The organism is Nostoc sp. CCY0012, assembly GCF_963920855.1.
Taxonomy (GTDB): Bacteria; Cyanobacteriota; Cyanobacteriia; order Cyanobacteriales; family Nostocaceae; genus Cyanocohniella.
Genome location: NZ_CAWUDM010000015.1, coordinates 1 through 25,736, shown reverse-complemented (window position 1 = coordinate 25,736; position 25,736 = coordinate 1). Strand labels below are relative to the sequence as shown.

The following is a 25,736-nucleotide window of genomic DNA, read 5'->3' as shown; positions in this document are numbered from 1 at the left end:
GCCTTGCAGTACTAATACAGTGCAGCAAAACTACGGTGTACACACAAGTCCAAGTAAAGTAATAAGAGCAGGAGTTGTGGGGAGTAAAAAGCGGTGGAAAATTAGAATATTAAAAGAAATCAGCCATCCACGGAGAATTACCTGTAAATATTTGTGTGGCTGTTCCTAGTGCCGTTGCTGTAGCGTCGATTTTGCCACTTAGTTGTAATTGCTGGGGTGTGAATAAACCTGTGTATAAAGGGGCTAAGTTTTTAATATCTAACTGCAACGCACCTTTCCCACCTTTGGTAACTTTTCCTCGTCCATTAGCTACAGATAATATAAATTTGCCGTTGTTGGCAGCCAACAAGTTATCTTGAATTTCTAAATGTAATTCAGCGTCAATTCCTAAGGGATAACCCCGCATCTCCAACGCCTTAACGACATTTATTATCCGCAGCATCCAACGCTCTTGATTTTTAATTTTGGCAGTTTGTTCTGGTAGTAGCAATGTTAAAAAATCAACGACAGAACTTTTCCATTGCACTTTGTCAATTTGGGAACGATGATTAGCAACAAACTTCCAAAAAGTTCGTACCGCAGCAGGTGTCAACATTGCCCAATCTCTGACTCGTAAAATTGCGCCATCCTTGGTGCGCTCTTGAGTAAATATAATGTAGCCTTGGGGTTGGTCTATCTCACCAATCAAATAACCATAGACTGTTTCTTGATTATCTGGTTGAGTCAATCCTTGCCAGATAGCCGGATGTCGGTCTATATATCCATCAGTGAGTTTTGCTTGCGGCTGATATAAGTCGTAAAAAATAGCATGATTTTTGGCAATTACAGGTTGCAATGGTAACGATTTATCTTGCAACTGAATACTGTCAGGAGAAATTTCCCAAGTACAATAACTACCGCCTTGTTCGTAACCGGCTTTGCGATATAGGCGTTGAGTAGCGGGATAAAGCACCGAAATTGGCACTTCTTTGTCAGAGAGTTCTTTCACAGCTTGTTCGATGAGGGCGATCGCAGCACCATCACCACGGTATTCTGGAGCAATACCCACCGCAGCAATTCCCGTCATGGGTACACGCTGACCACCCCACCACTGACCCATCGGGATCGTTGCTAGTCCACCGACAATTTGCTGGTCTTGATAAATAGCGCGCAAATTGTTTATACCAATACGCGGCATATAAATAGCGCTATCTCCAGCAGACATGATAAAACACTGTTCGAGGATATATCCTAGTTGCTGAACATCCTCTTTACTACTAGGAGTAGCGTATTTAAATTGAATTGGCATAATGGGAGGTAGTTGGGAAATGTTCTTTTCTTTTCTTCTTTTTGTGTTCTACAGCCCTTAAGGGTATCGCTGCGTGCGTGTTCTTTGCGGTTTATTAATCTTTTAATATCTCCAACAACTGCGCCTCAGTCAACTGGGCAATCCCTAAAGCCTGTGCCTTTTCTAACTTAGAACCCGCATCTTCTCCTACCAGCAAATAATCAGTTTTCTTACTCACCGAATTAGTCACCTTCCCCCCAGCCTTTTGAATTAAATCCTTAGCCTCATCTCGTGATAATTTGGGCAGCGTCCCGGTAATTACAAAAGTCTTACCTGTTAATTTTTGATTACCAGTATCCACACTTATTTCTTCCGTAGCCGCTAATTGCAACCCTGCACCTTGCAAACGTTCAATTAAAACTTGATTAGCCTCAATGCGGAACCACTGGTATACAGACTGGGCAATTTCGGCACCAATACCGTAAATACCCTCAATATCTGATTGTTTAGCTGTCGCCAATTGTTCTACTGTGGGATACTTCTGAGTTAATAATTGGGCATTGACACTACCCACATGGCGGATACCTAAACCATACAATACCCTTGACCAAGGTTGGTTTTTTGATTGAGCGATCGCATCTATTAATTTCTGTGCTGATTTTTGCCCCATTCTTTCCAATCCACACAACTTCTCGGTTGTCAAGTTGTATAAATCAGCAACGGAATGCACCAACTCTCTATCTACCAGTTGATGGACTAATTTTTCCCCCATGCCTTTAATATCTAAAGCATCCCGACTCACCCAATGTTCGATTTCTCCTTTGAGAATTGCTGGACAGGAAGCATTCACACATCGAGTTACAGCTTCCCCTGATTCTCGTACCACAGGTTGACCACAGACTGGGCAATGGGTAGGCATTTCAAAGGGTTGGGTATCATCAGGACGCAGTTCTGTTAATACCCGCACCACTTCGGGGATAATTTCTCCAGCTTTGCGAACAATGACAGTATCACCAATTCTGATGTCTAATTGGATAATGCGATCGCTATTGTGTAAAGTAGCGCGGGAAACCGTCGTCCCGGCTAATTGGACTGGGCGCATTTCTGCCAACGGAGTTAACGCCCCAGTTCTGCCCACATTTACAGCAATATTTTCTACACGGGTGGGTGCTTCTTCGGCTGGGTATTTCAAAGCCACCGCCCACCGGGGGAATTTTTGCGTAAACCCTAGTTGTTCTTGCAACTTAAACCGATTGAGCTTTACCACCACCCCATCGGTCATGTAGGGTAAATTCAGCCGTTCTGTATCCCAGTATTTGTAATAGTCAGCCACTTCTACTAAAGAGCCACACAATTTATGCTGGGAATTAACTCGAAAACCCATTTTTTCCAGTAACTCCAAAGCTTCCCATTGGGTATTAGCTACAGCCGCGTCATCCATCCCGGAAATGTGCAAGGTGTAAGCAAAAAAATCTAAACGCCGTTGGGCGACAATGCGGGAGTCTAATTGCCTGAGTGTACCAGCTGCGGCGTTGCGGGGATTAGCAAATAACTGTTCACCTGCTTTTTGTCGTTCGGCGTTGATTTCTTTAAATACTTCCAACGGTAAAAACGCTTCACCTCGGATTTCCACCTTTCCCCAACTTTCGCAACCATCAAAATTCAACCGCAAGGGAATTGAGCGAATTGTCCGCACATTTTGGGTGATGTCTTCACCCGTTACGCCATCACCCCTAGTTGTACCCCTAACTAAAATGCCATTTTCATAAGTCAACGCCAAAGCAGAACCATCAATTTTCAGTTCTGCAACATATTCCATCGCATCTACTTGTGGGACTTGTCGCCGCCAACGCTGATCCCATGTTTGCAACTCATCAAGATTAAACGCATTTTCCAAGCTGTACAGGGGGATATTGTGTCGTACAGACGTAAAATGTTTTGCTGGCTTTTCACCCACGCGCTGAGTAGGACTATCCGGTGTTAATAACTCTGGATACTGAGTTTCTAATTCATGCAATTCACGATACAGTTGGTCATAGATAGCATCCTCCATTATGGGTGCATCTAAGACGTAATAAGCATAGCTAGCTTGCTGCAACAACTGGCGCAGTTCTTCAACGTGTTTTAGTTCCGACTGAATCTGTATCATGAGACTAATTGCCAAATATCCAGCAAATAAACAGACTTGATCAGTATGCGATTAGCAGACGTACTTATCCAGGTTACTTGGTTTCAGGCAAATCGTCGCATTCCTGAATAGGTCTCACATTTACTGTCGTCTATAACTTTAGTTTAGCGGCCCAGCACTACTTGAGACTTTCTGGGCGGACTTAGCAATTGTTTAAAAAATTCCTATGGATTTGGAGAATTATTATTGCCCAAATATTTGGCTTTTAATTCTGCCAATTCCTCATCTATAGCACTTTGAGGAGTAGGCTCAGAAGTGGGATTTGGTGAATTTACTTGCTGCTGTTGGGGTTTACCACCGCCCAAAAACTGGGTTTTCATTTCTTCTAGTTCCAAATCAATTTGGCTAGGAGTTTTAGTAATCACAGTAGGTGGTGGCTGAATTGCAGGTTTTGCTGATATTTGTGGAGTAGCGACTACCTGCTGTTTTTGACTTAAATCTTGGATAACTTCATCTGCTGTTTGATAACGCTGAACGGGGATACTGACTAACATCTTGTCGAGAATGCGACTCAATTGAGGACTCACAGGAGGTTGTAAGTATTGCTGCCAAATCCAAGCGTCATTATTTATATCATAGGAATCAAAAGGCGATCGCTGGGTTAACAGATGAATACAAGTAGCGCCTAAGCTGTAGATATCACTGGCGAAAATTGCCCTACCCCTCATTTGTTCTGGGGCGACATATTCGGGAGTACCAATACTTGTACCAGTTTGATTTAAGGCTGTACCAGTAGCAGATTTAGCAGCACCAAAGTCTACTAATACTAATTTGCCATTGGAATTGCGTAAAATATTTTCTGGCTTAATATCGCGGTGAATTACTTGTCTAGCATGACAAAATTGCAGTACTGGTAATAAATCATGGAGTAATTGCCATATCTGCGTTTCACTAAAAGCCCCATATTGTGCCAATTCCTGGGCTAAATTTTGCCCATCGATAAATTCTTGTACGAGATACTGCCGATCATCGTGGGTAAAATATGCCAATAAATGGGGAATTTGAGGATGTTGACCTAATTCCTCTAACTGTATAGCTTCTTGGTTAAATAACTCCACAGCTTTTTGTAAAGTATTTGTACCTTGGGCTTGGGGGTAAAATTGCTTAATAACGCAGCGCGGTTTCGAGGGTTTATCCTCATCCACAGCTAGAAAGGTTCTACCAAAGCCACCTTGTCCGATAGGTTTAATGGCGCGGTAGCGTTCTTTGAGGAGTAACTTGGAACCACAACTCAGGCAAAAATTGACATCACCAGGGTTTTCCGGCTTGGGACAACGGGTATTTAGGCAATAACTCATGGAGGGTTGGCACTCTTACTATCTTTATTTTGCCCCTTCCTAGACAGCAGTATCTAACTAATGTTAAGAGATATTTTCAGTGCTGCCTGTACTAAGGGTAATATATCTGAGGGCAATGTTCCTAACTGCCTTTGAAACACCGATGCATTGACCGTGGCAATTTTATCAGTTCTAATTAAAGATGTCTTTTTTAAACCCGTTTGTGAAAAATTAGGATGTTTATCTGAAATCAAAACCCAACTTTCTCTTAGTTCTCCAACAGGAATTTTGGAAAAAATACCTAGTATAATTAGTTCGTCTCTATGTGCAGCCAATATAAAAGCTGGTCTAAGTTTTGTAGAAGTTAAATCACTAAAAGGAAATCGAACTAGCCAGATTTCTGGTGTTTGAGGACTAATCATGATAAATATCTTCTTCAGGGTCATTCCATTCCTGAAATCCAGTTTCTGCTAGTTGCATCATTTTAACATTGTCCAGTCTTTCTTCAATTTCTGATATCAGTTCCATCAGTTCTTCAACTGGTAGCTGAAAAATCATTGTTTTGAGTTCTTCAATCGTTAAATTACTGGTCATTATAAACAATCCTAATTATAAGGTAGTAGTTTTAGAGGATGTTTGAAAAGTGGTAGGCTGTGATTTTAGTCACTTATTGATCCCCCCTACCCCTCTTTTCAAGGGCGGAAAGCCTCTCAAAGTTCCCCTTTTTAAGGGGGATTTAGGGGGATCTAAAAGTATTTGATACATCACTAAGGACTTTTAAAACAACCTCTTAGCCTCTCCTTAATTTTAGCCGTGGCTTGTCTAAGTAGAACAGGGTAAATAATTCAAGGTTTGTAGTGAGAACTTTAGTTCTCAAATAAGGACTAAAGTCCTTACTACAAACTGATTTTCATTAAATTTACATTACTTTACATGGGTTGTTTTTTCAATTCGTTCTACTTATGTTGCAGATCATCCAGCCAATCTGTAAAAGGAACTTTGCCATTAGCTGTAATGTAACGCCTAATCTCCCTTGGTTGTGCTTCCATAAGTTCAGGAAAAATTACCCCAACTTCTCCACTTGACTCCGCATCAACCTTTGCACACTCACTAAAGCTCGATTTAACTCAAAATTCCGTCTTTGAGGATTTTGTAAATACGCTTGCTGTTCTTCTTCAATTAACTTCACATCTTGAACTACTAAACCATCAAGTAACTTTTGCGCTGCACCAAACAAACTATTTTTGACAAACCGCCGAAACCACACAGGTAATTTATGTAATCTCCAAAAGGCATTTAATGAGGTGAAATGAATCAAATAAGCTTTGGTTTGAGTTTCATTTATCGGACACAATAAACAATAAATTTTAAAATCTTGCCCCAAAGTAGAAACCCAATGGGGATAGACATAACTCACATTCAATGGTTCAGGATGTAATTTTCTCAACGCTGGAAAAAATAACTGGGATATCGACCAAATTTTATCTATTTTGTAATAGCTTTGCGCTATATAATGAGCATCTACACGATTATCATCTTCATCGATATCTTGCAAGGATGCTGCTGCCCAAGCTTGTAAATCGTTATGTAAATGCCCGTGATACATATCCATCAAGTTTTCAATTAAATAAGAATAATGGGCATGACAATTAATAATTGAAACTGTGGCAATATAATTAAGGTGTTCCCATTCTGGTAAACCCATCGGTTCTATAGCAGGTTCTCCATTTCCTGGAAATAACCAAATAAAACCGTCTTGTTCTTTGACTGGGTAACGACGAATTTGACAACTTGGTAATTTTTGATTTGCTGCTAGGTAGGGAACAGCCGCACATTCACCGGATGAGTTGAAGCGCCAACCGTGATATGCACATTCTAATTCGTTACCAATTACCTGCCCGTGACTGAGTTTAACTTGGCGGTGGGGACAACGGTCTTCTAAGGCGTGAATTGTCCCTGCACTATCTCGATAAAGTGCGATCGCCTGTTGCCAAATTACCACAGCTATAGGCTTATTTGTCACTTCACTACTACGTGCCACCACATACCAGTGATTTAAATTAATACCCAATTGACGAACATCACGACTGGGCAAAGTTTGGGGAAAAGAGGACATATTTTAGCACATCCTTAAACTTTCGAGGTGGTACACCTTTGCGGGAATGCAGGTGCAGTAAGAGTTATCTTACAGGTAATTTTTAGCAAAATAAAACGTAAGATTTATTACTGTAATAATTAATATCCCCAGATGTAGGTATGACTGATGACCAGAGTATTACCTCAGGAACTACAACTAAACCTTCTGCACAAGCTATAAAGTATGTGTAGATGAAACATTAACTATATTGAGCCAAAAATCTGTATGACAAGCTACCAAGAAACCCTACTTAGCAACGGACTAAACGTGGATACTGTAACCGTCAACCATGTGGAAGTCATTGAAAGTGTCATCGGTACTCTAGAACAAGATGAGAGTGCGATGGTGAGTCATAGCCCAGAGGGTGGCTATCTCTGGAAGTTTAATTACGGTACTGTGGAAGTATTTGTCCAACTCACGGGAACCAGTGATGAAGATACCATCACAGTTTGGTCGGCGGTACTAAACTTACCTGCGAAAGATGAACCTAAATTAATGCGACATCTTTTGGAAATGAACTGTTCTAGTACTTTAGAAGCCCGTTTTGGGATCATTGATAATCGGGTAGTTGTCATATCGACACGTATCTTAGAAGAGTTATCACCAGCTGAAGTCTCACGCTTGATTACCATTGTGGCAACTATTGCTGATGACAACGATGAAGTTTTACAATCTCAGTTTGGTGCTGCTTAACGTAACCCATATCAGTGTTAAATTCAATTGAAAACTTTCATAGTCAGCAGGTTTGGCGACTAATTCCCTTGCTAGACGCTGCTGGCGATGTGCAGATGGCGATTGACCGTTGGTTGTTAGAACAGCACCAATCTGGACAACACCCCCCGACTCTGCGATTTTATACATGGTCGCCACCTGCCATTTCCCTCGGCTATCATCAACGTCAATATCCTGAATTTTGGACAAATTTGCTTTGGCGGGGTCAAAAATTAGATTTAGTCCGCCGTCCTACTGGTGGTAGGGCGGTACTGCATCAAGGTGATTTAACTTATGCTGTGATTACTTCGGGAATTAGTGGGAGTCGCCTTGAGATATACGCAAAAATTTGTGAGTTTTTAATTCAAGGATGGCGATCGCTTGGCGTGGAATTGGGCTACGGTACAACTGGGCGAGGCTATATCCACAATCCTAATTGTTTTGGCACGGCTACAGGTGCAGATTTAGTATTATCAGATGGGACTAAACTGATTGGTAGTGCCCAGTTGCGACGAGGTGAGGTGATTCTGCAACATGGTTCTATCCGTTTAGAACCCGATATTGAATTGTTTTCTCAAGTTTTTGGTGAAGCATCTGCGACATCTGTGCAATTACCTGTAAATTTGGATTTAGATCAAATTATGAATGCTTTAACTAACGCTGCTTGTGATTGTTTTGCCATGCAGATAAATGTGCAGCCTCTCTCTCAGTCTGAATGGGAAGAAGTTTTAGCAATATAAAAGTTAAAATTTAAATTATTACCCTAGTTATTAAAATCTCTTTAACAGGAGTATCTCATGGTTTCCTTTACCCTGCCACTCAACTTGCAAATATCACCTAATTCTTTAAACCAAGGAGAACAAGCTATTCGTATAGAATTAGCTCTACAGTTATATGCACAAAATATTTTTACTTTTGCTCAAGCGCGTCACTTAGCTAACCTATCTGTATGGGAATTTCAGCAAATTTTGGGACGGTCTAAAATTGAACGCCATTATAATGAAGCAGATTTAGCTCAGGATATTGAAACTATTAATGTAGGTTTTTAGTAGTTGTGACAGTTGTTTGTAATGCTACACCTTTAATAAATTTTGCAGCTATTAATCGTCTAGATATCTTGAAAGCTGCATTTGGTCAAATTGTTATTCCTCAAGCAGTTTGTGATGAAACAACTGTGGCCGGATTTCCAGCATCAGAATTTGTGTTGCAAGCAATTTCCGCAAAATGGTTGCAAGTTCTTCCCATCTCAAGCATAGCGCCTAATATACCACCAGAATTAGATGAAGGTGAACGCGAAGCAATTAGTCTTGCACTAGAAACTAGTGAAACACAAATTTTATTAGATGAACGTGAAGCACGTCAAGTAGCTCAAAGCTTAGGATTACAAGTAGTTGGGACTTTAGGTATTCTCCTATTAGCGAAAAATAGAGGAATAATTACACAAGTTCAACCAGTGTTAGATGCCATGATTGATCATGCCCAATATTGGGTGAGTCACTGTCTTTATAAAGAGGTATTACTACAAGCAAGAGAATTAGTTGAATAAGCCAAATGTGTGATCTATTCCATCACTAAATACTTACTCAGACAGCCACTAGATTTTGAAATTATTGTCATCACTACCACTAGCTAAAGTACTGCTATTTAGGATAAAAGCGAATAAATATGGTTTGCTGCTATAGTATTATTATTTCAATATTCATACTGTAATGCCAACTAATATAGTCATTTTAATCGCTGCATTAATTGTTGCATTGATCATCTTCCAAGCAGTTCTGAAAACATTAAAAACATTTATTAGTAGTGCGATCGCTATTTTTGCAATTCTCGTTATTTTGAATATGTTTGGCTTTAGTCCCGACGATTTAATTCAAGAAATTACTAATTTACCAGAAATTTTAAGGCAGATGCTAACTGGGGAAAATTGACAGTGTAACCGCCGATAAAACCTAACTATCGGCGATTAAAAGTTCCTAATTTAATTAATTTGTAGTTGACTTGGCAATAACCCCAAGTTGTAAACCTGGTGGGTAACTACCCTCTTCTTTGATCCGCTGAATCTCTGCATCAGTTATGCGTAAATTTAACTTTTCTGCCAAAGCGCGCACAATATCGCCCCGGTCAATGACACCAGCTACAGCACCCGCGGGCGAAAGCACAGTAATTCGAGGTAGTTGTTCATTTTCTAGCTTGTTGATGACTTCAGCCAGAGGCGTAGATTCGGCAACAGTGGGGATTTCTGTCAAGGGATGCACTATACTTTGCAGAGTTTGGTTTTCCCATTCACTTCTTTCTACTAAGCGTAAATCGTCAATAGCTACCATACCCCGGTAACGCCCATCAGACGCAGCAAAGTAAATACTTGGGGCGTTGCTGTCCAAAAGAAAGGAGTCGGCAAAGGAACGTAAACTCTGGTCAGCATCAACTACACGAAAATCACGGGTCATGGCTGTGCTGGCTTCTAAACTGAGTAGAGTTTCTTGTAATGTGGTTACACGGTCATAGCTGTTGGCGTTACGCACAGCAAACCAACCTATCAACGCAATCCACAAACCAGTGAGTAACTCCCTAGTAAAGAAATCTACAGCAAAACCCAAGGCGATCGCACTGTAACCTAAAATTTGCCCTGCCCTCGCTGCCCAATGTACAGCTTGAAAGCGATCGCCTGTGATTTTCCAGAGTGCTGCTTTTAACACTTGCCCCCCATCTAGAGGTAAGCCGGGAATCAAATTAAATAGGGCGACAACTAAGTTAATTCTCGCTAAATCTGTAACCATTTCACTGATGGGGCTAGCATCGGGTGTAATATTATTAGCTAGACTCAGCAACAAGAATAGAGCAATGCTGACTAAAGGCCCGGCGATGGCTACTTGAAAAGCTTTTCCGGGAGTTTTCGATTCTTCTTCGATGGCAGCAATCCCACCAAATAGAAATAAGGTAATAGAATTAACTTTAATACCTTGCGATCGCGCTGCCAAACTGTGACCTAATTCGTGCAACAACACCGAAGCAAATAGCAGCAGTGCCATCACCATTCCAGCACTCCAAGCGATCGCAGTTCCCCATTCTTGGTAAGCTACCCCAAAGTTAAGGGTGGCTAGCCCTAAAATTACAAACCATAGCGGGTCTAAAAATAGGGGAATGCCAAATAAAGACCCAATTTTCCAATTTGTTTGCATTACTTTTTCCTAATACTAGAGTACGTCTTTAAGCTCAATATTTTCAAAAATTCATAGTACAAATTTCGGTGTATTTTTATACGCTAAAATAACGTTTAGACAATTATTACTTATGGAAGAGTACAGCATAGTTTCCATAAAATACTCATTTATCACCCAGAACACCCCTGTAGTAAAGAAATGAAGAATTACGAAAAAGCTGCCCTCACATCTAGATTGACATACTATAAACCCCCAGCACGAACGTCTGAGGGTGGGGATTTCCGACTGTCATCTTTGACTTGTCTCGACTCCTGACAATCTTGGCTGAGTTGGAGAGAAACAAAATTAAATAGTGCAGCCAAGATTGGGCAATCTCAAAACCATTCCATCTGTTGAGGAGATAGGGAGATAGGAAGATAGGGGATAAGGAAGATTTTTTCTTGTCCCCTAGTCCCTAGTCCCTAGTGCCTAGTACAGTAGGGCGTAAATAGAGATAACCTTTCAAACAGTTAAAAAGCCTAGAATAAAAGCCTTTTGACTTTTAACTTTTGACTTTTAACTTTTGATTTTTGACTTCTGCCTTGCGGTACTAGCCCCTTTAAACCTACAGACGACCGATATTAGTTAGTCCTAAAACAATACCAACACCGATAATATGACCGAAAGCCATCGCACCGATGAATGTGGGGACACTAACTGGTAGGACAGGCAATTTGGGACCAACTTGGGGTTGCTCAATTTTGGTAGAAAGCAAAAGCACTACGAAACAACTGATGCTAATAATGATAGCGACCGTAGGACTCCACGCGGGAGTTGGGGGAACGGTGGATTGCACTGCTAGTAAGGTTGATGAAATCATACTGGTATCTCCTAAATGACACAATTAATGTAGACCTCCAAAATTATAAAGTTCTACAGGAAACAACCGAACAGTTTTAGTAAAACTTAGACCTTTTTTCAGTCCCCAATATCTCAAATTTATATGCGGGTTAAAATTTGCGGCATTACTCAACCAAAACAGTCTGTAGCGATCGCATCTCTAGGCGCAACTGCACTAGGGTTTATTTGTGTACCTACTTCACCCCGATACGTTACCACAAAGCAAATTCGGGCAGCAGTGGCACCATTACCGAAAAATATTGATAAAATCGGTGTCTTTGCTAATCTCAGCATTCCCGAAATCGTCCAGATAGTTATGGATTCTGGGTTAACTGGTGTTCAGTTACACGGTGATGAGTCCCCAGAATTTTGCTATCAGTTGCGTCAAAGTTTACCAAATATAGAAATTATTAAAGCTGTAAGGGTACGCAGTTTAGAGCAGCTGAATCAAGTCTTTAATTACATTAAGTACGTAGACACTTTACTACTTGATGCCTACCATCCCCAACAGTTAGGCGGTACAGGACAAACTCTAGACTGGCAAATGCTACAGCAGTTTAAACCCAGTTGTCCTTGGTTGTTAGCAGGGGGACTGACGCCAAATAATGTTGTAGATGCCTTAAATCAAGTGCAACCCGACGGTATAGATTTATCTAGTGGTGTAGAACTTGAGCCAGGTGATAAGGATTTAGATAAGGTAGCATTGCTGTTTGAGAAATTAAGAAGTAGGGAGTAGGGACAAGGGGACAAGGGGACAAGGGGCAATAAATTGAAGTCAATACCAAAATTTTTGTTTTCATCCCCCATCCCCCCATCTCCTCATCTCCCCACTTCCTAAAAGAACGCCGGTTGGTGACGAATCAAGTTAAAAAATTCTTCGCGGGTTTTTTGTTCTTCCTGAAATGCACCAACCATGGCGCTGGTGACTGTCCAGGAACCGGGTTTTTGCACGCCACGCATGACCATGCACATATGGCTGGCTTCCATCACTACTGCAACACCCTGAGGTTCGAGAATGGTTTGGATTGCTTCGGCTATTTGCCGGGTTAGTCTTTCTTGGACTTGTAAGCGGCGGGAGTACATTTCGACTATGCGGGCTAGTTTACTTAGTCCTACTACTTTTTGGTTGGGGATATAAGCAACGTGCGCTCTCCCCATGAAAGGCAGCATGTGGTGTTCGCAGAGGCTAAAAAAGTTAATATCTCTGACTAATACCATCTCGTTATGTCCTTCATCAAAGATGGCATCGTTGAGGAGTTCTTCTAAAGATTGGTTGTAGCCACTGGTGAGAAATTGCATGGCTTCTGCTACACGTTTGGGTGTTTTCAGTAGCCCTTCGCGTTCTGGATCTTCTCCAACTCCTACTAGTATTGCTCTAACGGCATCCATCATTGCTTGTTTTTCTTCTTCTGAAGGTGAATGCAAATCTGGTTGTCTGCCGTTGTGGGTGTTACGGTCTGGTTTAGGGCTGATGGCTTCTGCTAAGTCGGGAATTAAGGGAGATTTTGAGCTGTTGGCACCGTTGGAACTGGCAATAGTCATGATTTAATTTTTGGTTATGTTTGGAATTATGGGGATTTTTCGGGCTTACGCCCCGCTGCGCTAACACGCAAAGGCAAGCCAGTGCGTTGGGGAGACAGTGCGGTGGACGGGTTTCCCGGCATAAAGCAACTGTCCTCGGCTCCGCCGACTTGTAGCAACTGGCGCGCAAAGAGTTAATTAGAGAGCGCCTGCGCTAGGCATTAGGGTCAATTCGTCGATGACGGCTTGTTGTGGTAGTAAGGCTGTATGCAGAATTGTTTGCGCTACAATTTCTGGGGTTAACATTTTGGAGCGGTCAAGGTCGGCGTTGACGGTTTCTGTGTCCCACAGTTCGGTATTGACAGCACCGGGACAAATGGCGGTGACACGTATGCCGTGGGCGCGTTCTTCTTGGGCCAGGGTTTGAGATAGGGTCATTAAGCCGGCTTTGCTGACGCTGTAAGCTCCCCAACCGGGAAAAGGTTGTTTAGCAGCTATGGAGGCGACGTTGATGATTGTGCCTGTGCCGCGTTCGCGCATTGAGGGTAAAATGCCCATGATGCACTGAAAGATGCTGGTCAGGTTTAAGTTAATTATTTGCTGCCAATCTTCTAAGGGGGTTTCACTTAAGTTGGCTGTGTATGCCATGCCGGCATTGTTTACCAAGATATCTATACCCCCAAAATCAAGGGCGATCGCCTGGATTTTTGCTTTTACTTGCGACACATTAGCTAAGTCTACGGCGTAGGCGGTGGCTGTCACTCCTGTATGCCTGGCTGCTGCTGCTACTGTCTCCAATTTATCCACAGAACGGCTCACTAAGGCGACATCAATTCCCGCCTTGGCGAATTCTAAAGCTGTTGCTTTGCCAATTCCACTACTGGCCCCAGTGATTAGGGCACGTCGTTTCTCAACACTCATGCGCTCTCCCAATTTTTTGGCAGTTCCGAAAGCTTTTTTCTAGACAATTATCTAAATCTTACGAATGGGGTAGATTAAATTAACCTTAAATTCCCATGATTTCTGGTTGATAACTGCTATTTTTTTCTGTTAACGTGGGTATTTTTGCCCGTCAGTTGTTTCCCAAGTTAGGACAACAAATCTTTAGCCTGGGAATTTATATCATATTTTCAATCTTGATTATTGAAATATCAGATCAACCGCTCATGAAATCGAGTCGATTGGCTGACAATATAAATGCCTATGGCTGACTAGATTGTTCAAAATCTTTACGTAGCCATAGGCAATTATAGCATTGCTGTTGAATTAATCCGTTATTTCCCTCGGTGTTAGTGGGCAACTTCGGTAAAAACGCCAATTTTGCGGAATTTATCATAGCGCAGTTGGCGGCGTTCTTGAGATGTTAACCGACTGAGTTCATCCAGATTTTCCAACAAAGCTTGCTTGAGAGTTGTGGCAGCTTGTAGGGGGTCGGAATGAGCGCCACCAACGGGTTCTGGCAATATTTGGTCGATGATACCCAGATTTTTCAGGTCGTGAGAAATAATTTTGAGGGCCACCGCGGCTTGGGGAGATTTGCTAGCATCTTTCCACAAAATAGCGGCACAGGCTTCAGGAGTAGCTACGGTATAAACGGCGTGTTCAAACATCATCAGGCGATCGCCTACGCCAATACCTAAAGCACCACCAGAACCGCCTTCGCCAATAACTGTGCAGATAATTGGCACATCAAAGCAAAACATTTCCCGTAAATTGTAGGCGATCGCTTCCCCTTGACCTTGATGTTCGGCTTCGATACCTGCCCAAGCACCAGGGGTATCGATAAAGGTGATAATCGGCATACTAAATTTATTGGCGTGTTCCATTAAACGCAATGCTTTACGGTAACCACCAGGGGAAGCCATACCGAAGTTACGGGCCACATTATCTTTGGTGTCGCGGCCTTTTTGATGACCTAACATCACCACTGGTTGTCCGCCCAAACGACCTACACCACCAACTAAAGCAGGATCGTCACCACCACAGCGATCGCCATGCAACTCCATCCATTCATCACTAATGGACTGAATGTAATCAAGAGTACTCGGGCGACGAGGATGACGAGCTACTTGCAGGCGCTGAGACGGGGACAAAGTACTGAAAATTTCTTCCCGTAGCTGCATGGCCCGTGTTTCTAATTTACGAATTTCACCAGAAACATCGACGCCGTTTTCTTCTGCAAGTTGCCGAATTTGATCAATTCGGTTGCCCAGTTCTGCTAGTGGTTTTTCAAAATCTAACAGTAGCGGTTTGCGCTCGGTAGTTGCCATCGTACAAGTTATGAGTGTTGATTGTGGAGTTGTTCAAGGTGGGTATAGTAGTACACTGGTATTAATTCATGAGTAATTAACTCACGACTAACGTCTCAACTAGCAGTGGTCTAAATCCGTGTTTCACTGATGCTTGACCAATCTGCTCCATTTTGTCTACGGTAATCTGATTGCGCCCCCAAGAAAAGTTCGTGTATAACTTCTCAAATTCCAGCAGCATTGATTCCGCAAAACAAGCAAACAACTGGCGTGCTGGCACATCCATATTGACTATTTTCATAATTTTCCAGTCAATATCTAGAGAATGCTCGACAATTCCACCATTTAGCACATGTACGCCAGGGTGCTGAATTTTTGTAGCTAAGTTTTTAGGATAGCCACCATCAATTAGCAAACAGGGCTGCTTCAAACCTTTAAAGTCAATTTCTACACCTTTGGGCATACTGGCAACCCACACGACAATATCAGCTTCGGGGAGTGCTTCATCCAAAGCCATGATTTTGCCTCGTCCCAGTTCATCTTGTAATTCTTTGAGACGTTCATGGTTGCGGGCTATTAGCAAAAGTTCCTTGACATCTGTTTTGGCATCTAGCCAACGGGTGACGGCGCTGCCAATATCACCCGTGGCCCCACATACAGCAACAGTCGCTTTCGACAAATCAATTCCTATTTGTTGTGACGCTTGCTCCACCTGCTGACAAATAATGTAAGCAGTGTGAGTATTTCCTGTGGTGAAGCGTTCAAACTCTAGTTTGATGTTGCGGACTTGGCTAAACTGCTCTAATTTAAAGTTTTCAAAGATAATTGAGGAAAATCCCCCTAAAGCCGTGATATTAATACCATGCTTTTGAGCATGGGCCATAGCGTTGAGAATTTTACGTGTTGCGGCTTTGATGCGGCGATGGGCCAGCATCTCTGGCAAAAAGCAAGATTCTACATACCGCCCTTCAATTGTCTGCCCAGTCACACTGGTAACTGTGATATTATCAACAATTTGCGGTGGGGCGCTGCACCAAAAATCCAACCCTTGATCGGCATATTCTGGGTAACCCAATTCTTTAGCTACCGCTTGAGCGTGTTCTAAACTTGTCAGATGTCCAATTAGACCAAACATGTATTGATGTATTAGGCGTATGCTTTGTCGAAAGCGTTAAATGGTGGGGAAAATACCAATTCGTAATTCGTAATAGAGCCTACGGCACGCTAACGCGTTAGCGGAGCTTTCGCTTTAGCGATACGTAATTCGTAATTCGTAATTAAAAAAGCCAGACTTTATCCTAGTTTCCTGGTTTATATCTGTGGAATGCTTTTGGCAAATTGGTATGACTCAGAAAAAAAAGTAAACAAAGCGTCAGATGTCTTCGGGGTAACTCAGATAGTGCTGAGGATGTTGTCGCAAGTATTTTGCACTGGAAATAGCCTTTTTAGGCAATCAGCACCTAACTACTTCTTAAGCTGCTGTGAGTCCGTAGGCTGACATCCGCATGATGTCTCTGGTGCTAAAGCCAATGTTACTTAGAGCTTCACCGTATTGAATCATGAAATCTTCTACTAAAGCTTCTTTTTCCATTGCTAGGGTGTGGGCATCATTTTCTACTTTGTTGAGCATTTTCCAAACTATGGGTAAGTTTTGGCGATTAGCTGCTTCTAATTCTGCCTTGGCTTCGGCAAAATGTTCTTTCAACCACACTTCTCCAAAGTTGAGATGACTATATTCATCTTTTACCACTCCTTCAGTGATTTTACGAGCAAAATCATCGGCAACGGGAATGTAGATGTTGTATGCGGCGATCGCAAAACATTCAATAATCAAAGACTGAATCAGTAAGCAAGTGACTACTTTGCCCTCAGCCGCCGCTGTTTGGAAGTTTTCGTGTAGTCCAGAGAAAAACTCTTGAGCGAATTGCATATCCGGCGTGACTGAGAGATTGCGCCCACAAGCTTCAAAACCTTTTTTGTGGCGACTTTCCATTTTCGATAAACGAATCAGCTCATCTTTATCTGCCGGCAGCAGTTCTGCTAATCTGATGTAATTTTCATAGGCTTCTTGTTCTCCTTCAATGACGATGGCATTGATGCGACTGTAGGCATCTTTGTAAGTTTCGCTCTGGAAATCAAGATTTAATTCGGGCGCAAGCTGCTGCATGGTATGTTTACTCCTGTAAACTTGAATCATTTGATACAAAAATTCAATTTTCCCTATTAATCTTAGGGTAATGATCACTATGGTTTAATTTAACTTAACAAGTCACTATGTTATAGATTAGCTCTTGCAGGGGACGATGCTCTAGTACTTAAAACAAAGCTTTAACGCATAACTCATGTCCAAATCAAACTGGAATCCAAAATCTGGCAACTTTTTGAGGCTAGGAGTGCTGCTATTGGGGGCATTTATTGTCCTACTACCGCTGCTTGTGGTCTTTCTCACCTCTTTTTCCCCTCCGGGAGGGACTGTAGAAGGTTTAACCAAAAATGACTGGACTTTAGCTAATTACCGCGATGCTTGGGAACGAGGTAAATTTTTAATTGCGTTTGCTAATTCTACCTTAGTGGCGATCGCGGTGACGGCTTTTCAAATGGTCACTTCGGCATTGGCTGGTTATGCCTTGGCCCGGTTGAAGTTTCGGGGCAAACAAGCGCTGTTACTGGTTGTTTTGGCTACGTTGGTCATTCCTTTTCAATTATTGGTGATACCCATCTTCTTGGTGTTGAAGTGGGGACACATGATCAATACCTACTGGGCGTTGATTTTACCAACTGCTGTCAACGGCTTTGGTATTTTTTTGTTACGTCAATATTTCCAGACAATTCCCGTAGAGTTGGAAGAAGCCGCAACTATCGATGGGGCGAACCGACTGCAAATTTTGTGGCAAGTTATGTTACCTTTAGCCCGTCCAGCACTGGTGACGCTGTTTTTGTTCACCTTCATTGCTGAATGGAACGATTTGTTTAAGCCGTTGGTATTTACCACAAGACCGGAATTAAGAACGGTGCAGTTGGCTTTAGCGGAGTTTCAAGAGCAATTTACCAATAACTGGCCGTTAATGATGGCGGCTGTGACTATAGCGACTGTACCGGTGATGGTACTATTTCTCATCGGTCAACGTCAGTTTATTCGGGGTATCGCTGCGACTGGGATTAAAAATTAGGGAGACGAGGGAAGGCGATCGCCCTCGGACAATCATCTGCGATCGTCTTTTCTCTACGGATAAATATACTAAATTAACCGCTATAGCTTAATCTTTAAGTGATCAATCACACAACAAGAACGTAAAAATCCTTTCTCCTAGCCTATTTGAGAAAATCACCCAAAAAATAATATGTAGTTTTGTAAACTATTCCGTAATCTCCGCAAGCCAAAATGAAGCACTCATTAGTAAATCAAACGATAAGTTTATACATCGTACAAGCTTGTAAGGAGAAAATTCATGGAATCTCAAAACCTACAACAGGAGTTAACTGAGGATATGCAAGATGAAACTGCAACTCTCGAAAATGAAGGTAATTCCTTAGAGTTAGATTATAGTAGCAACACTGATGAAATTGAATCTAAAGATGCTGTTGAGGGAGAAAAAGTTCAGCATCTGACAGGTGTTATTCCATCGCAGAAGCAACTACAAAAAACCTGCTGGTACGATGAAGATGGTAATAGAGTATGCATTTAAGTCTTGATATTAGGTCAACTTAATTGATACTATTTTTACCTTGAATCATCAGAAATATTTTTAATTGAAAAAAATCTGGTATTTTCTTAGAGGCACAACAATATTGTTGTGCTTTTACAGTGTTTTATTTAAACTGAGATTTTTGTAAATTTTGGTAAACAATAAAACTTAACACACCAGATTCAATATGCAAGTATGAGTAATTTTGGTAACTTGTTTAAAAGTATAGGGTATGCCATAAGTGGTGCAATAATTTGCAATGGTAACTTTGCCATTGCCCAAATCACTCCAGATGGTACTCTACCTAGTAATTCTGTCATAACAACACAGGATAATACCAAAACTATTGAAGGTGGAACTCGTGCTGGCATGAACTTATTCCACAGCTTTGACGAGTTTTCAGTTCCTAAAAATATGACAGTTGAGTTTAAAAATACTGCGGATATTCAAAATATTATTAGCCGAGTTACAGGTAATCATATTTCTCATATTGACGGTATTCTCAGAACTAATGGCACCGCCAACTTGTTTTTGATTAATCCTCATGGCATTATTTTTGGTTCTCATGCTGCATTAGATATCGGAGGTTCATTCGTGGCGAGTACGGCCAGTAGTCTGAACTTTGCTGATGGTAGTAAGTTTAGTGTTGCAGATACCCAAACAACTCCTCTACTCACAGTCAGCGTACCTGTTGGCTTACAATTTGGCGCTATTGCCAATCCCATCCACAATCAATCTCAAGCATCACCAAATGTTGCCAGTAACGCCGTTGGTTTACAAGTGCAACCAGATAGAACCTTAGCACTTGTAGGTGGTGATATCATTCTAGAGGGTGGAAATTTAACAGCAGCATCTGGACGAATTGAGTTAGGAAGTGTCGCTGCTAATAGTCTAGTCAGTTTGAATCCAACGCCTCAAGGTTGGATTTTGGGATACGAAAATGTCCAAAATTTTCAAAATATTCAACTAATTCAGCGAACTGTTGACGGTTTGAATATTCCATCTCAGGTAGATGCTAGTAACAGCGAAGGGAATAAAGGCAATATCCAAGTACAGGGCGATATTGTTGAATTAATCGGTTTTCCTGTTCGCTTAAGAACTCAGGCTACAGGTACAAAAGATGGTGGAGACATAACTATTAATGCCAGAAAATTAAGTATTCGGGATGGTGCAGCAGTATCTACCTTGACTAGAGGTACGGGTGATGGAGGAAACTTAACTGTAAATGCTTCTGAAACAGTAGAACTAATTGGTGCTTTTTCCTTCCCCAATACTGATGAAGTAAGAACTAGTGGATTATTGAGTTCAACTACTGTTGCGGGAAAAGCAGGTGATATCATCATCAATACAGGTAAGTTATTCATACAAGATGGGGCAGAAATAGCAACAGATTCTGTTGCATCGTTTAGGAATTTTCAATTAATCCCAGGTACAGGAGCAGGCGGAGATTTGATTGTGAACGCCTCCGAACACATAGTACTAATTGGCACAGCAAGAAACGTCAGTGTGATTAGTGGTTTATTTGCCTCAACCAACACTTCTGGAGATGCCGGACAGGTAAAAATCACCACAGGGCAATTAATGATCCGGGATGGGGCGGAAATCAGTGTCAGTAGTAGAGTTGGTCAGGGTTACACATATCCAGGAAATACACCCATTCTAGGAAAAGCCGGTGAATTAAATGTAACTGCTAACTCTATACTATTAGACGACCAAGGCAAACTTTCATCTAATAGTGCATTAGGCCAGGGTGGAGATATTACACTACAGGTGCGAGATTTGTTACAAATGCGTCGCAATAGTCAAATTTCTACTAATGCGGGTACAGCAGAACCTGGTGGAGATGGTGGAAATATCATGATAAATGCACCTAATGGCTTTATAGTTGCTGCACCTTTAGAAAATAGCGATATTACTGCTAACGCCTTTTCTGGAGCCGGTGGTAAAATCACCATCACTGCTAAAAGTATATTTGGATTTGTGCAACGCGATCGCGCTGACTTACTAACAAGCGATATCACTGCCTTTTCTCAGCAAAACCCCTCATTAAATGGCACTGTAGAAATTAACACACCAGAAGTTGACCCCAGTAATGGATTAGTAGAACTCCCTTTAAATTTAGTTGATGCCTCCCAGCAAGTTACCAGTGGTTGCTATGCCAGGGGAGGACAAAGAAGTTCATTTGTAGTCACAGGACGTGGAGGAATCGCCTCTAGTCCCACTGAAACTTTAATGAGTGATACGGTGCTAGCCGATTGGATTCCATTAGAAACTGGAAGTGAAAATCGTGCCAGTGGTATGCAAACACCAATTCACATAGAAGCTACTTCTGTCAAGCCAAAAACTCGAATTGTGGAAGCCCAAGGGTGGTTAAAGGATACGAATGGTGATGTAATTCTAGTCGCGCAAGCCCCCACTGTAATGCCCCAGGTGTCTAGCCGTGCGTCCTGTGCTGCGGATTAGGTGGAAGATGAGGGAGAGGAGCAAGTATTTTTGTTTGTCCCCTTGTCCCCTTGTCCCCTTATCCCCTTGTCCCCTTATCCCCTTGTCCCAATCCCTAACTCATCTCCTGAATTTGTAACCGAATTGTATGTTCCGTCCCGCCACTCAATTGCAGTTCCATGACTTCACCACCGAGGGGTTCGATGCAAGTGAGGAGCGATCGCAGGTGGGGTGTACTAGCACCAGTATCTACATATAGCCGGTCTGCTAAGTTAGCGATGCGTTTCCAGGTCATGTATAACTTGGCAATGGTTTGTTCTATCTGGGATGCCTGATTTACTAGGTCGGCGGCTATACTTAAACAGCCGATTCGTTGGGCTTCTTCTAGAGCTGTTTCTATATCAATATCTTGCTGCGTTAAAGCTTGGACTTGGGCGGCAGATTTGAGATATCTGGCTAGGTGACGCGCTTCTGTGGTTGCTTGCTTGATGGTATCAACATCGGGATTGGCGGCAATTTCCTTTTGAATAAATTGCTGGTGCGATTCTGGCAGTTTTTCCATTTCCTTCACCAGAGGGGCAATGTAGCGCGGAGGTAGGGAGTTTTCGGCGGCTTTTACCTTGACTTCTTCTGGTAGTAACTCCGAGGACATCGCTGTCCATTCGTCGGTGAGTTGGCGGACTTCTCTTCTAGTGATGCGATCGCCTTTTTGGGCAGATTCACTCACCATTTGTTGCACTTCGGGTACAGCTTTAGAAGTTTCCACAAATGCACGTTTACTAAAGTTATTCACCGCGCTAGGGTCAAGTCTGCCTTCTTCTAGCAGGGTATCAGCACTATTAGCTAATTGAATCCAGGAATAAGCTTGACTTTTACTGATTTCCCGTTCCTTTAACCATCGAAGGAAGCCAGTACCCCGACCATCGCCACCTCTTTTCTCCCGGTCGCGGATAGCCCGTAAAATTCGTCCCCGCCAGATTTCGGTTTGCAAATCGAAGCGATCGCATACTTGCCACGCTACATCTAGTTGTTGTTGAAAATCTGACTCTAGAATCTGTTCATCTTCTGGATCTGGTAGTTCAAAGCTAAGGTCTGCTGGTTGTTGCAACGCAGCCGCAAGGTCATTAATAGAGTCGGTATCTTGCACGATTGATAACTGACGAGGGTATGCGATCGGCTTATTATTACATATTGATAATCTCAGAAGCGATTTTCTTCAGACATTGGTGTATAAGTTAAACTACCGTTGATTAACTTCTCGCACTTCACAAATATGTCCCTCACAGCCAAAGCTACCGCCCCTACTCGCGTCATCGGTTTAATCAGCGGCACTTCCGTAGATGGCATAGACGCGGCCTTAGTAGAGATTTCGGGTACAGATTTGGATCTCAAAATTGAGTTGCTAGCAGGAGAAACATATCCTTATACCCCCGTCCTTAAAGACAAAATTTTAGCGCTGTGTGCTGGGGAAGCCATCTCAATGGCAGAATTGGCAGAAATAGATGATGCGATCGCCTGCGCCTTTGCCCAAGCCGCCCAAAACATTCAAATTGGTCACCCATCAGCAACCTTAATCGGTTCCCACGGACAAACCGTTTACCACAAACCACCCCTGCGGGGAAGTCAAAAGTCAACAGACTTTTATTCCTCCCTCGGTTACAGCCTGCAAATAGGACGCGGTGCTTTAATTGCCCATCTCACAGGAATCACAACTGTCAGTAACTTTCGTGTTGCTGATATTGCTATTGGGGGTCATGGTGCGCCTCTGGTGCCGAGAGTCGATGCTTTTTTACTCAGTCATCCCCAAATAGGACGTTGCATTCAGAATTTAGGGGGAATTGGCAATGTTGCTTACATTCCACCACGTAGTGATCATAATTGGCTAGAAAAAATTCGTGGTTGGGATACTGGCCCGGGAAATAGTTTGTTGGATTTAGCAGTACAGCATTTATCAGCTGGTGCTAAGACTTACGACGAAAACGGCAATTGGGCAGCTAGTGGTACTCCTTACCATCCCTTAGTCGAAAAATGGCTGCAACAAGATTACTTTCAATTACCACCACCTAAATCTACTGGTCGTGAGTTATTCGGTGTGGCTTATTTACAACAATGTCTTCAGGATGCCGAATCATCCCAACTCAGTCCAGCTGACTTGTTAGCAACACTCACAGAACTCACTGCTGCTTCCATAGCTCACAGTTATCAGACTTTTTTACCGCAAATGCCCCAGCAGGTACTACTATGTGGCGGTGGTAGTCGCAATCTCTATTTAAAACAAAGGTTACAGTCGTTGTTACCATCAGTACCAGTAATGACTACTGATGAAGTCGGCTTAAATGCAGATTTTAAAGAAGCGATCGCCTTTGCAGTTTTAGCCTACTGGCGACAGTTAGGTATTCCCGGCAACCTCCCTGCTGCCACTGGTGCGCCTTGTGAAGTGCTGTTGGGGGAAATTATAGTAGGGAGTAGGGAGTAGGGAGTAGGGAGTAGGGAAAATAACCAATGACCAATGACAATATATCTTTAAGTCTTAGGGGTATTTGGAACAAGACAAGGAACATATAAGGTGGCTCATACTTTTTTATTGGAACCAGGACGCTGGACAATGCAAGGCAGTTGGTTGGAGCGTCATGGTATGCCAATCAGCGTTAAGGGTATGACCTTAGTTGCGTGGAATCGAGATAACTGGTTCACTATGGCAACAAAGCTGATTTTTCCCGGTAGCGATCGCGCGGAAATCTCTTTGCAATATCGGGGACGTTTGCATGATGGAGAGCGTCAGTATACTTTTTTACTCCAGCACAACCTTTGGGGACAAGTTGAAGGTGAGGGTTGGATTGGTCTAGATACCATTGTGCAGCGTTACTGGGTAATAGGCGATCGCCAACGTCGTAGTGGCTTTGAAACTATGTACCGCATTTCCGAAAACTCATATTATCTCAGCAGTGGTGTGATGGCTGGACATGTTTTAACTAATACACTAGAAGCCAGCTTAGAACGTCAGTCAATATAGAATATTGGATATTGGTTATTGAGTGCTTTTAGCGTAGCCAAATATGAATAAATAATCCCCGCCCCAGTTCCTAGCGCCCAATCTTAGTTTTCGAGATATCTAGTTAGTCAAATTTGGGCAAACTAAAAATATACCAGCATCAAGTGCATGATGGAACAAAAATCAAGGTGCATCTACTCGTTCCGTCTGTTTGCAGGCACTTTTGCAGACAAACACTGACCATCTGCCTATTGAACAGGCATCACTGACGATTATTGAACATTGGAGTCGAATTTTTTATGTCAGACCCCAACATTGGTCGCTTACTTGGCCAACGCTATCAGCTTCAAGAGTTAATTGGTACTGGAGCTATGGGCCGTGTTTATCGTGCCAAGGATATTTTGTTGGGCGGCGTACCTGTAGCTGTTAAGTTTCTGTCTCTGTCCATACAAAATAAAAAGATGCGGTTGCAAGACCGCTTTGAGCGCGAAGCAAAAACTTGTGCTTTACTAGGGCAAAAAAGTATTCACATTGTCCGAGTCATGGACTACGGTGTAGACGAAAATAACACGCCGTTCTATGTCATGGAATACTTGCAAGGAGATAGCCTTAACCAAATTATCCGCCAAAAAAATCTCTCTTTGCCCAGATTTTTGAGTATGGCGCGGCAAATTAGTTTGGGGTTAAAGTGCGCTCATGACGGTATCCCTGTGGATGGTGCGATTTACCCCATTATTCATCGTGATATTAAGCCCAGCAATATGTTGGTGATTCAAGACCCTAGTTTTGGGGAATTGGTCAAGGTGCTAGATTTTGGCATTGCTAAGTTACTACAGTCCAATGGCGACCAAACAAAATACTATTTAGGGACACTGGCTTATTCTTCTCCCGAACAGATGGAAGGGAAGGAATTAGACAATCGCGCCGATATTTATAGTTTGGGCGTGATGATGTTTGAGATGCTGACAGGCGAAATGCCTTTGGTCACACCAACTCATTCTTTTGGGGCATGGTATAAAACACACCACAGTCAACCACCACGTACTTTTGCTGAGGTGGCCCCTGGATTGCCAATTCCTCAGGAAGTCCAAAATTTAATCATGAGTTGTTTAGCTAAAGCACCAAGCGATCGCCCTCAAAGTATTGGTGATATCCTCCAGGTTCTAGAATCTTTCTTAACGGGTGACAAGGCAGTTGAAGATGAGATGTGGCAACAATTTGAGAAA

At 42.4% G+C, this 25,736-nt stretch carries 26 protein-coding genes; 12 read left to right on the top strand and 14 right to left on the bottom strand.

Annotated features, from left to right (window positions below; genetic code table 11):
• Nucleotides 1-109: 109 nt before the first annotated feature.
• The 6 genes from eis to ACM0OS_RS06000 form a co-directional block, all read right to left on the bottom strand.
• On the bottom strand, nucleotides 110-1,288 hold the full coding sequence (gene eis, locus ACM0OS_RS06025; RefSeq protein ID WP_414542265.1) for an enhanced intracellular survival protein Eis: 1,179 nt from the start codon (nucleotides 1,286-1,288) through the stop codon (nucleotides 110-112).
• A 94-nt stretch (nucleotides 1,289-1,382) separates the two neighbouring features.
• Complete coding sequence (ligA, locus tag ACM0OS_RS06020) at nucleotides 1,383-3,416, bottom strand: NAD-dependent DNA ligase LigA (RefSeq protein ID WP_414542264.1); 2,034 nt, start codon at nucleotides 3,414-3,416, stop codon at nucleotides 1,383-1,385.
• Between the two features lie 203 nt (nucleotides 3,417-3,619).
• Entirely contained in the window at nucleotides 3,620-4,753 is a 1,134-nt protein-coding gene (locus tag ACM0OS_RS06015; RefSeq protein WP_414542263.1) for a protein kinase domain-containing protein, read from the bottom strand.
• A gap of 53 nt (nucleotides 4,754-4,806) precedes the next feature.
• A complete protein-coding gene (locus ACM0OS_RS06010; protein WP_414542262.1) occupies nucleotides 4,807-5,154 on the bottom strand; it encodes a type II toxin-antitoxin system PemK/MazF family toxin in 348 nt (115 codons plus the stop codon).
• Complete coding sequence (locus tag ACM0OS_RS06005) at nucleotides 5,147-5,326, bottom strand: hypothetical protein (protein ID WP_414542261.1); 180 nt, start codon at nucleotides 5,324-5,326, stop codon at nucleotides 5,147-5,149. Before ACM0OS_RS06005 ends, ACM0OS_RS06010 begins: the two co-directional genes overlap by 8 nt.
• A gap of 469 nt (nucleotides 5,327-5,795) precedes the next feature.
• Nucleotides 5,796-6,848, bottom strand: coding sequence for a Rieske 2Fe-2S domain-containing protein (locus ACM0OS_RS06000; RefSeq protein WP_414542260.1), 1,053 nt, complete (start codon nucleotides 6,846-6,848; stop codon nucleotides 5,796-5,798).
• 246 nt (nucleotides 6,849-7,094) lie between these two features.
• Here ACM0OS_RS06000 and ACM0OS_RS05995 point away from each other — a divergent pair, with 246 nt between their 5' ends.
• From ACM0OS_RS05995 to ACM0OS_RS05975, 5 genes are all read left to right on the top strand, one after another.
• Nucleotides 7,095-7,562: a YbjN domain-containing protein gene (locus ACM0OS_RS05995; RefSeq protein ID WP_414542259.1), complete on the top strand. Its 468-nt coding sequence runs from the start codon at nucleotides 7,095-7,097 to the stop codon at nucleotides 7,560-7,562.
• Between the two features lie 14 nt (nucleotides 7,563-7,576).
• A complete protein-coding gene (locus ACM0OS_RS05990; RefSeq protein ID WP_414542258.1) occupies nucleotides 7,577-8,320 on the top strand; it encodes a biotin/lipoate A/B protein ligase family protein in 744 nt (247 codons plus the stop codon).
• Between the two features lie 57 nt (nucleotides 8,321-8,377).
• Nucleotides 8,378-8,629, top strand: coding sequence for a UPF0175 family protein (locus tag ACM0OS_RS05985; RefSeq protein ID WP_414542257.1), 252 nt, complete (start codon nucleotides 8,378-8,380; stop codon nucleotides 8,627-8,629).
• A 5-nt stretch (nucleotides 8,630-8,634) separates the two neighbouring features.
• Nucleotides 8,635-9,126: a DUF3368 domain-containing protein gene (locus ACM0OS_RS05980; RefSeq protein WP_414542256.1), complete on the top strand. Its 492-nt coding sequence runs from the start codon at nucleotides 8,635-8,637 to the stop codon at nucleotides 9,124-9,126.
• A 163-nt stretch (nucleotides 9,127-9,289) separates the two neighbouring features.
• Entirely contained in the window at nucleotides 9,290-9,508 is a 219-nt protein-coding gene (locus ACM0OS_RS05975; RefSeq protein ID WP_414542255.1) for a hypothetical protein, read from the top strand.
• A 54-nt stretch (nucleotides 9,509-9,562) separates the two neighbouring features.
• Here the strand turns inward: ACM0OS_RS05975 and ACM0OS_RS05970 are convergent, their stop codons facing one another.
• Complete coding sequence (locus ACM0OS_RS05970) at nucleotides 9,563-10,759, bottom strand: site-2 protease family protein (protein ID WP_414542254.1); 1,197 nt, start codon at nucleotides 10,757-10,759, stop codon at nucleotides 9,563-9,565.
• A gap of 586 nt (nucleotides 10,760-11,345) precedes the next feature.
• Nucleotides 11,346-11,600 carry a photosystem I reaction center subunit PsaK gene (gene psaK / locus ACM0OS_RS05965; RefSeq protein ID WP_414542253.1) on the bottom strand — a complete coding sequence of 85 codons (255 nt, stop codon included), beginning with the start codon at nucleotides 11,598-11,600 and terminating at the stop codon, nucleotides 11,346-11,348.
• Nucleotides 11,601-11,723: 123 nt separating this feature from the next.
• Here psaK and ACM0OS_RS05960 point away from each other — a divergent pair, with 123 nt between their 5' ends.
• On the top strand, nucleotides 11,724-12,356 hold the full coding sequence (locus ACM0OS_RS05960; protein WP_414542252.1) for a phosphoribosylanthranilate isomerase: 633 nt from the start codon (nucleotides 11,724-11,726) through the stop codon (nucleotides 12,354-12,356).
• A 98-nt stretch (nucleotides 12,357-12,454) separates the two neighbouring features.
• On the opposite strand, the gene folE is transcribed toward ACM0OS_RS05960, so the two are convergent.
• The 5 genes from folE to ACM0OS_RS05935 form a co-directional block, all read right to left on the bottom strand.
• Nucleotides 12,455-13,162, bottom strand: coding sequence for a GTP cyclohydrolase I FolE (folE, locus tag ACM0OS_RS05955; RefSeq protein ID WP_414542251.1), 708 nt, complete (start codon nucleotides 13,160-13,162; stop codon nucleotides 12,455-12,457).
• Nucleotides 13,163-13,339: 177 nt separating this feature from the next.
• Complete coding sequence (locus ACM0OS_RS05950; RefSeq protein ID WP_414542250.1) at nucleotides 13,340-14,062, bottom strand: SDR family oxidoreductase; 723 nt, start codon at nucleotides 14,060-14,062, stop codon at nucleotides 13,340-13,342.
• A gap of 368 nt (nucleotides 14,063-14,430) precedes the next feature.
• Nucleotides 14,431-15,411, bottom strand: a complete 981-nt coding sequence (locus ACM0OS_RS05945; RefSeq protein WP_414542249.1) for an acetyl-CoA carboxylase carboxyltransferase subunit alpha — start codon at nucleotides 15,409-15,411, stop codon at nucleotides 14,431-14,433.
• Between the two features lie 76 nt (nucleotides 15,412-15,487).
• Nucleotides 15,488-16,525: a long-chain acyl-[acyl-carrier-protein] reductase gene (locus ACM0OS_RS05940; RefSeq protein WP_414542248.1), complete on the bottom strand. Its 1,038-nt coding sequence runs from the start codon at nucleotides 16,523-16,525 to the stop codon at nucleotides 15,488-15,490.
• Nucleotides 16,526-16,861: 336 nt separating this feature from the next.
• Nucleotides 16,862-17,557: an aldehyde oxygenase (deformylating) gene (locus tag ACM0OS_RS05935; RefSeq protein ID WP_414542247.1), complete on the bottom strand. Its 696-nt coding sequence runs from the start codon at nucleotides 17,555-17,557 to the stop codon at nucleotides 16,862-16,864.
• A gap of 175 nt (nucleotides 17,558-17,732) precedes the next feature.
• Between ACM0OS_RS05935 and ACM0OS_RS05930 the strand changes: the two genes are divergently transcribed.
• The 3 genes from ACM0OS_RS05930 (at nucleotide 17,733) to ACM0OS_RS05920 (ending at nucleotide 21,539) form a co-directional block, all read left to right on the top strand.
• Entirely contained in the window at nucleotides 17,733-18,560 is an 828-nt protein-coding gene (locus tag ACM0OS_RS05930; RefSeq protein WP_414542246.1) for a carbohydrate ABC transporter permease, read from the top strand.
• Between the two features lie 279 nt (nucleotides 18,561-18,839).
• Complete coding sequence (locus ACM0OS_RS05925; RefSeq protein WP_414542245.1) at nucleotides 18,840-19,076, top strand: hypothetical protein; 237 nt, start codon at nucleotides 18,840-18,842, stop codon at nucleotides 19,074-19,076.
• Between the two features lie 195 nt (nucleotides 19,077-19,271).
• Entirely contained in the window at nucleotides 19,272-21,539 is a 2,268-nt protein-coding gene (locus ACM0OS_RS05920) for a filamentous hemagglutinin N-terminal domain-containing protein (protein ID WP_414542244.1), read from the top strand.
• A 94-nt stretch (nucleotides 21,540-21,633) separates the two neighbouring features.
• Here ACM0OS_RS05920 and ACM0OS_RS05915 read toward each other — a convergent pair whose 3' ends face one another.
• On the bottom strand, nucleotides 21,634-22,665 hold the full coding sequence (locus tag ACM0OS_RS05915) for a hypothetical protein (RefSeq protein WP_414542243.1): 1,032 nt from the start codon (nucleotides 22,663-22,665) through the stop codon (nucleotides 21,634-21,636).
• Nucleotides 22,666-22,791: 126 nt separating this feature from the next.
• On the opposite strand from ACM0OS_RS05915, the gene ACM0OS_RS05910 reads away from it, so the two are divergent.
• From ACM0OS_RS05910 to ACM0OS_RS05900, 3 genes are all read left to right on the top strand, one after another.
• A complete protein-coding gene (locus tag ACM0OS_RS05910) occupies nucleotides 22,792-23,994 on the top strand; it encodes an anhydro-N-acetylmuramic acid kinase (RefSeq protein ID WP_414542242.1) in 1,203 nt (400 codons plus the stop codon).
• Between the two features lie 90 nt (nucleotides 23,995-24,084).
• A complete protein-coding gene (locus ACM0OS_RS05905; RefSeq protein WP_414542241.1) occupies nucleotides 24,085-24,531 on the top strand; it encodes a hypothetical protein in 447 nt (148 codons plus the stop codon).
• Nucleotides 24,532-24,809: 278 nt separating this feature from the next.
• On the top strand, nucleotides 24,810-25,736 hold a 927-nt coding region (locus ACM0OS_RS05900), incomplete at its 3' end, for a serine/threonine protein kinase (protein ID WP_414542240.1).

Excerpts from the sequence above, each read along its gene's own strand:
- eis (WP_414542265.1), bottom strand. The coding sequence starts at position 1,288 with ATGCCAATTCAATTTAAATACGCTACTCCTAGTAGTAAAGAGGATGTT.
- ligA (WP_414542264.1), bottom strand. The coding sequence starts at position 3,416 with ATGATACAGATTCAGTCGGAACTAAAACACGTTGAAGAACTGCGCCAG.
- ACM0OS_RS06015 (WP_414542263.1), bottom strand. The coding sequence starts at position 4,753 with ATGAGTTATTGCCTAAATACCCGTTGTCCCAAGCCGGAAAACCCTGGT.
- ACM0OS_RS06010 (WP_414542262.1), bottom strand. The coding sequence starts at position 5,154 with ATGATTAGTCCTCAAACACCAGAAATCTGGCTAGTTCGATTTCCTTTT.
- ACM0OS_RS06005 (WP_414542261.1), bottom strand. The coding sequence starts at position 5,326 with ATGACCAGTAATTTAACGATTGAAGAACTCAAAACAATGATTTTTCAG.
- ACM0OS_RS06000 (WP_414542260.1), bottom strand. The coding sequence starts at position 6,848 with ATGTCCTCTTTTCCCCAAACTTTGCCCAGTCGTGATGTTCGTCAATTG.
- ACM0OS_RS05995 (WP_414542259.1), top strand. The coding sequence starts at position 7,095 with ATGACAAGCTACCAAGAAACCCTACTTAGCAACGGACTAAACGTGGAT.
- ACM0OS_RS05985 (WP_414542257.1), top strand. The coding sequence starts at position 8,378 with ATGGTTTCCTTTACCCTGCCACTCAACTTGCAAATATCACCTAATTCT.
- ACM0OS_RS05975 (WP_414542255.1), top strand. The coding sequence starts at position 9,290 with ATGCCAACTAATATAGTCATTTTAATCGCTGCATTAATTGTTGCATTG.
- ACM0OS_RS05970 (WP_414542254.1), bottom strand. The coding sequence starts at position 10,759 with ATGCAAACAAATTGGAAAATTGGGTCTTTATTTGGCATTCCCCTATTT.
- psaK (WP_414542253.1), bottom strand. The coding sequence starts at position 11,600 with ATGATTTCATCAACCTTACTAGCAGTGCAATCCACCGTTCCCCCAACT.
- ACM0OS_RS05960 (WP_414542252.1), top strand. The coding sequence starts at position 11,724 with ATGCGGGTTAAAATTTGCGGCATTACTCAACCAAAACAGTCTGTAGCG.
- folE (WP_414542251.1), bottom strand. The coding sequence starts at position 13,162 with ATGACTATTGCCAGTTCCAACGGTGCCAACAGCTCAAAATCTCCCTTA.
- ACM0OS_RS05950 (WP_414542250.1), bottom strand. The coding sequence starts at position 14,062 with ATGAGTGTTGAGAAACGACGTGCCCTAATCACTGGGGCCAGTAGTGGA.
- ACM0OS_RS05945 (WP_414542249.1), bottom strand. The coding sequence starts at position 15,411 with ATGGCAACTACCGAGCGCAAACCGCTACTGTTAGATTTTGAAAAACCA.
- ACM0OS_RS05940 (WP_414542248.1), bottom strand. The coding sequence starts at position 16,525 with ATGTTTGGTCTAATTGGACATCTGACAAGTTTAGAACACGCTCAAGCG.
- ACM0OS_RS05935 (WP_414542247.1), bottom strand. The coding sequence starts at position 17,557 with ATGCAGCAGCTTGCGCCCGAATTAAATCTTGATTTCCAGAGCGAAACT.
- ACM0OS_RS05930 (WP_414542246.1), top strand. The coding sequence starts at position 17,733 with ATGTCCAAATCAAACTGGAATCCAAAATCTGGCAACTTTTTGAGGCTA.
- ACM0OS_RS05925 (WP_414542245.1), top strand. The coding sequence starts at position 18,840 with ATGGAATCTCAAAACCTACAACAGGAGTTAACTGAGGATATGCAAGAT.
- ACM0OS_RS05920 (WP_414542244.1), top strand. The coding sequence starts at position 19,272 with ATGAGTAATTTTGGTAACTTGTTTAAAAGTATAGGGTATGCCATAAGT.
- ACM0OS_RS05910 (WP_414542242.1), top strand. The coding sequence starts at position 22,792 with ATGTCCCTCACAGCCAAAGCTACCGCCCCTACTCGCGTCATCGGTTTA.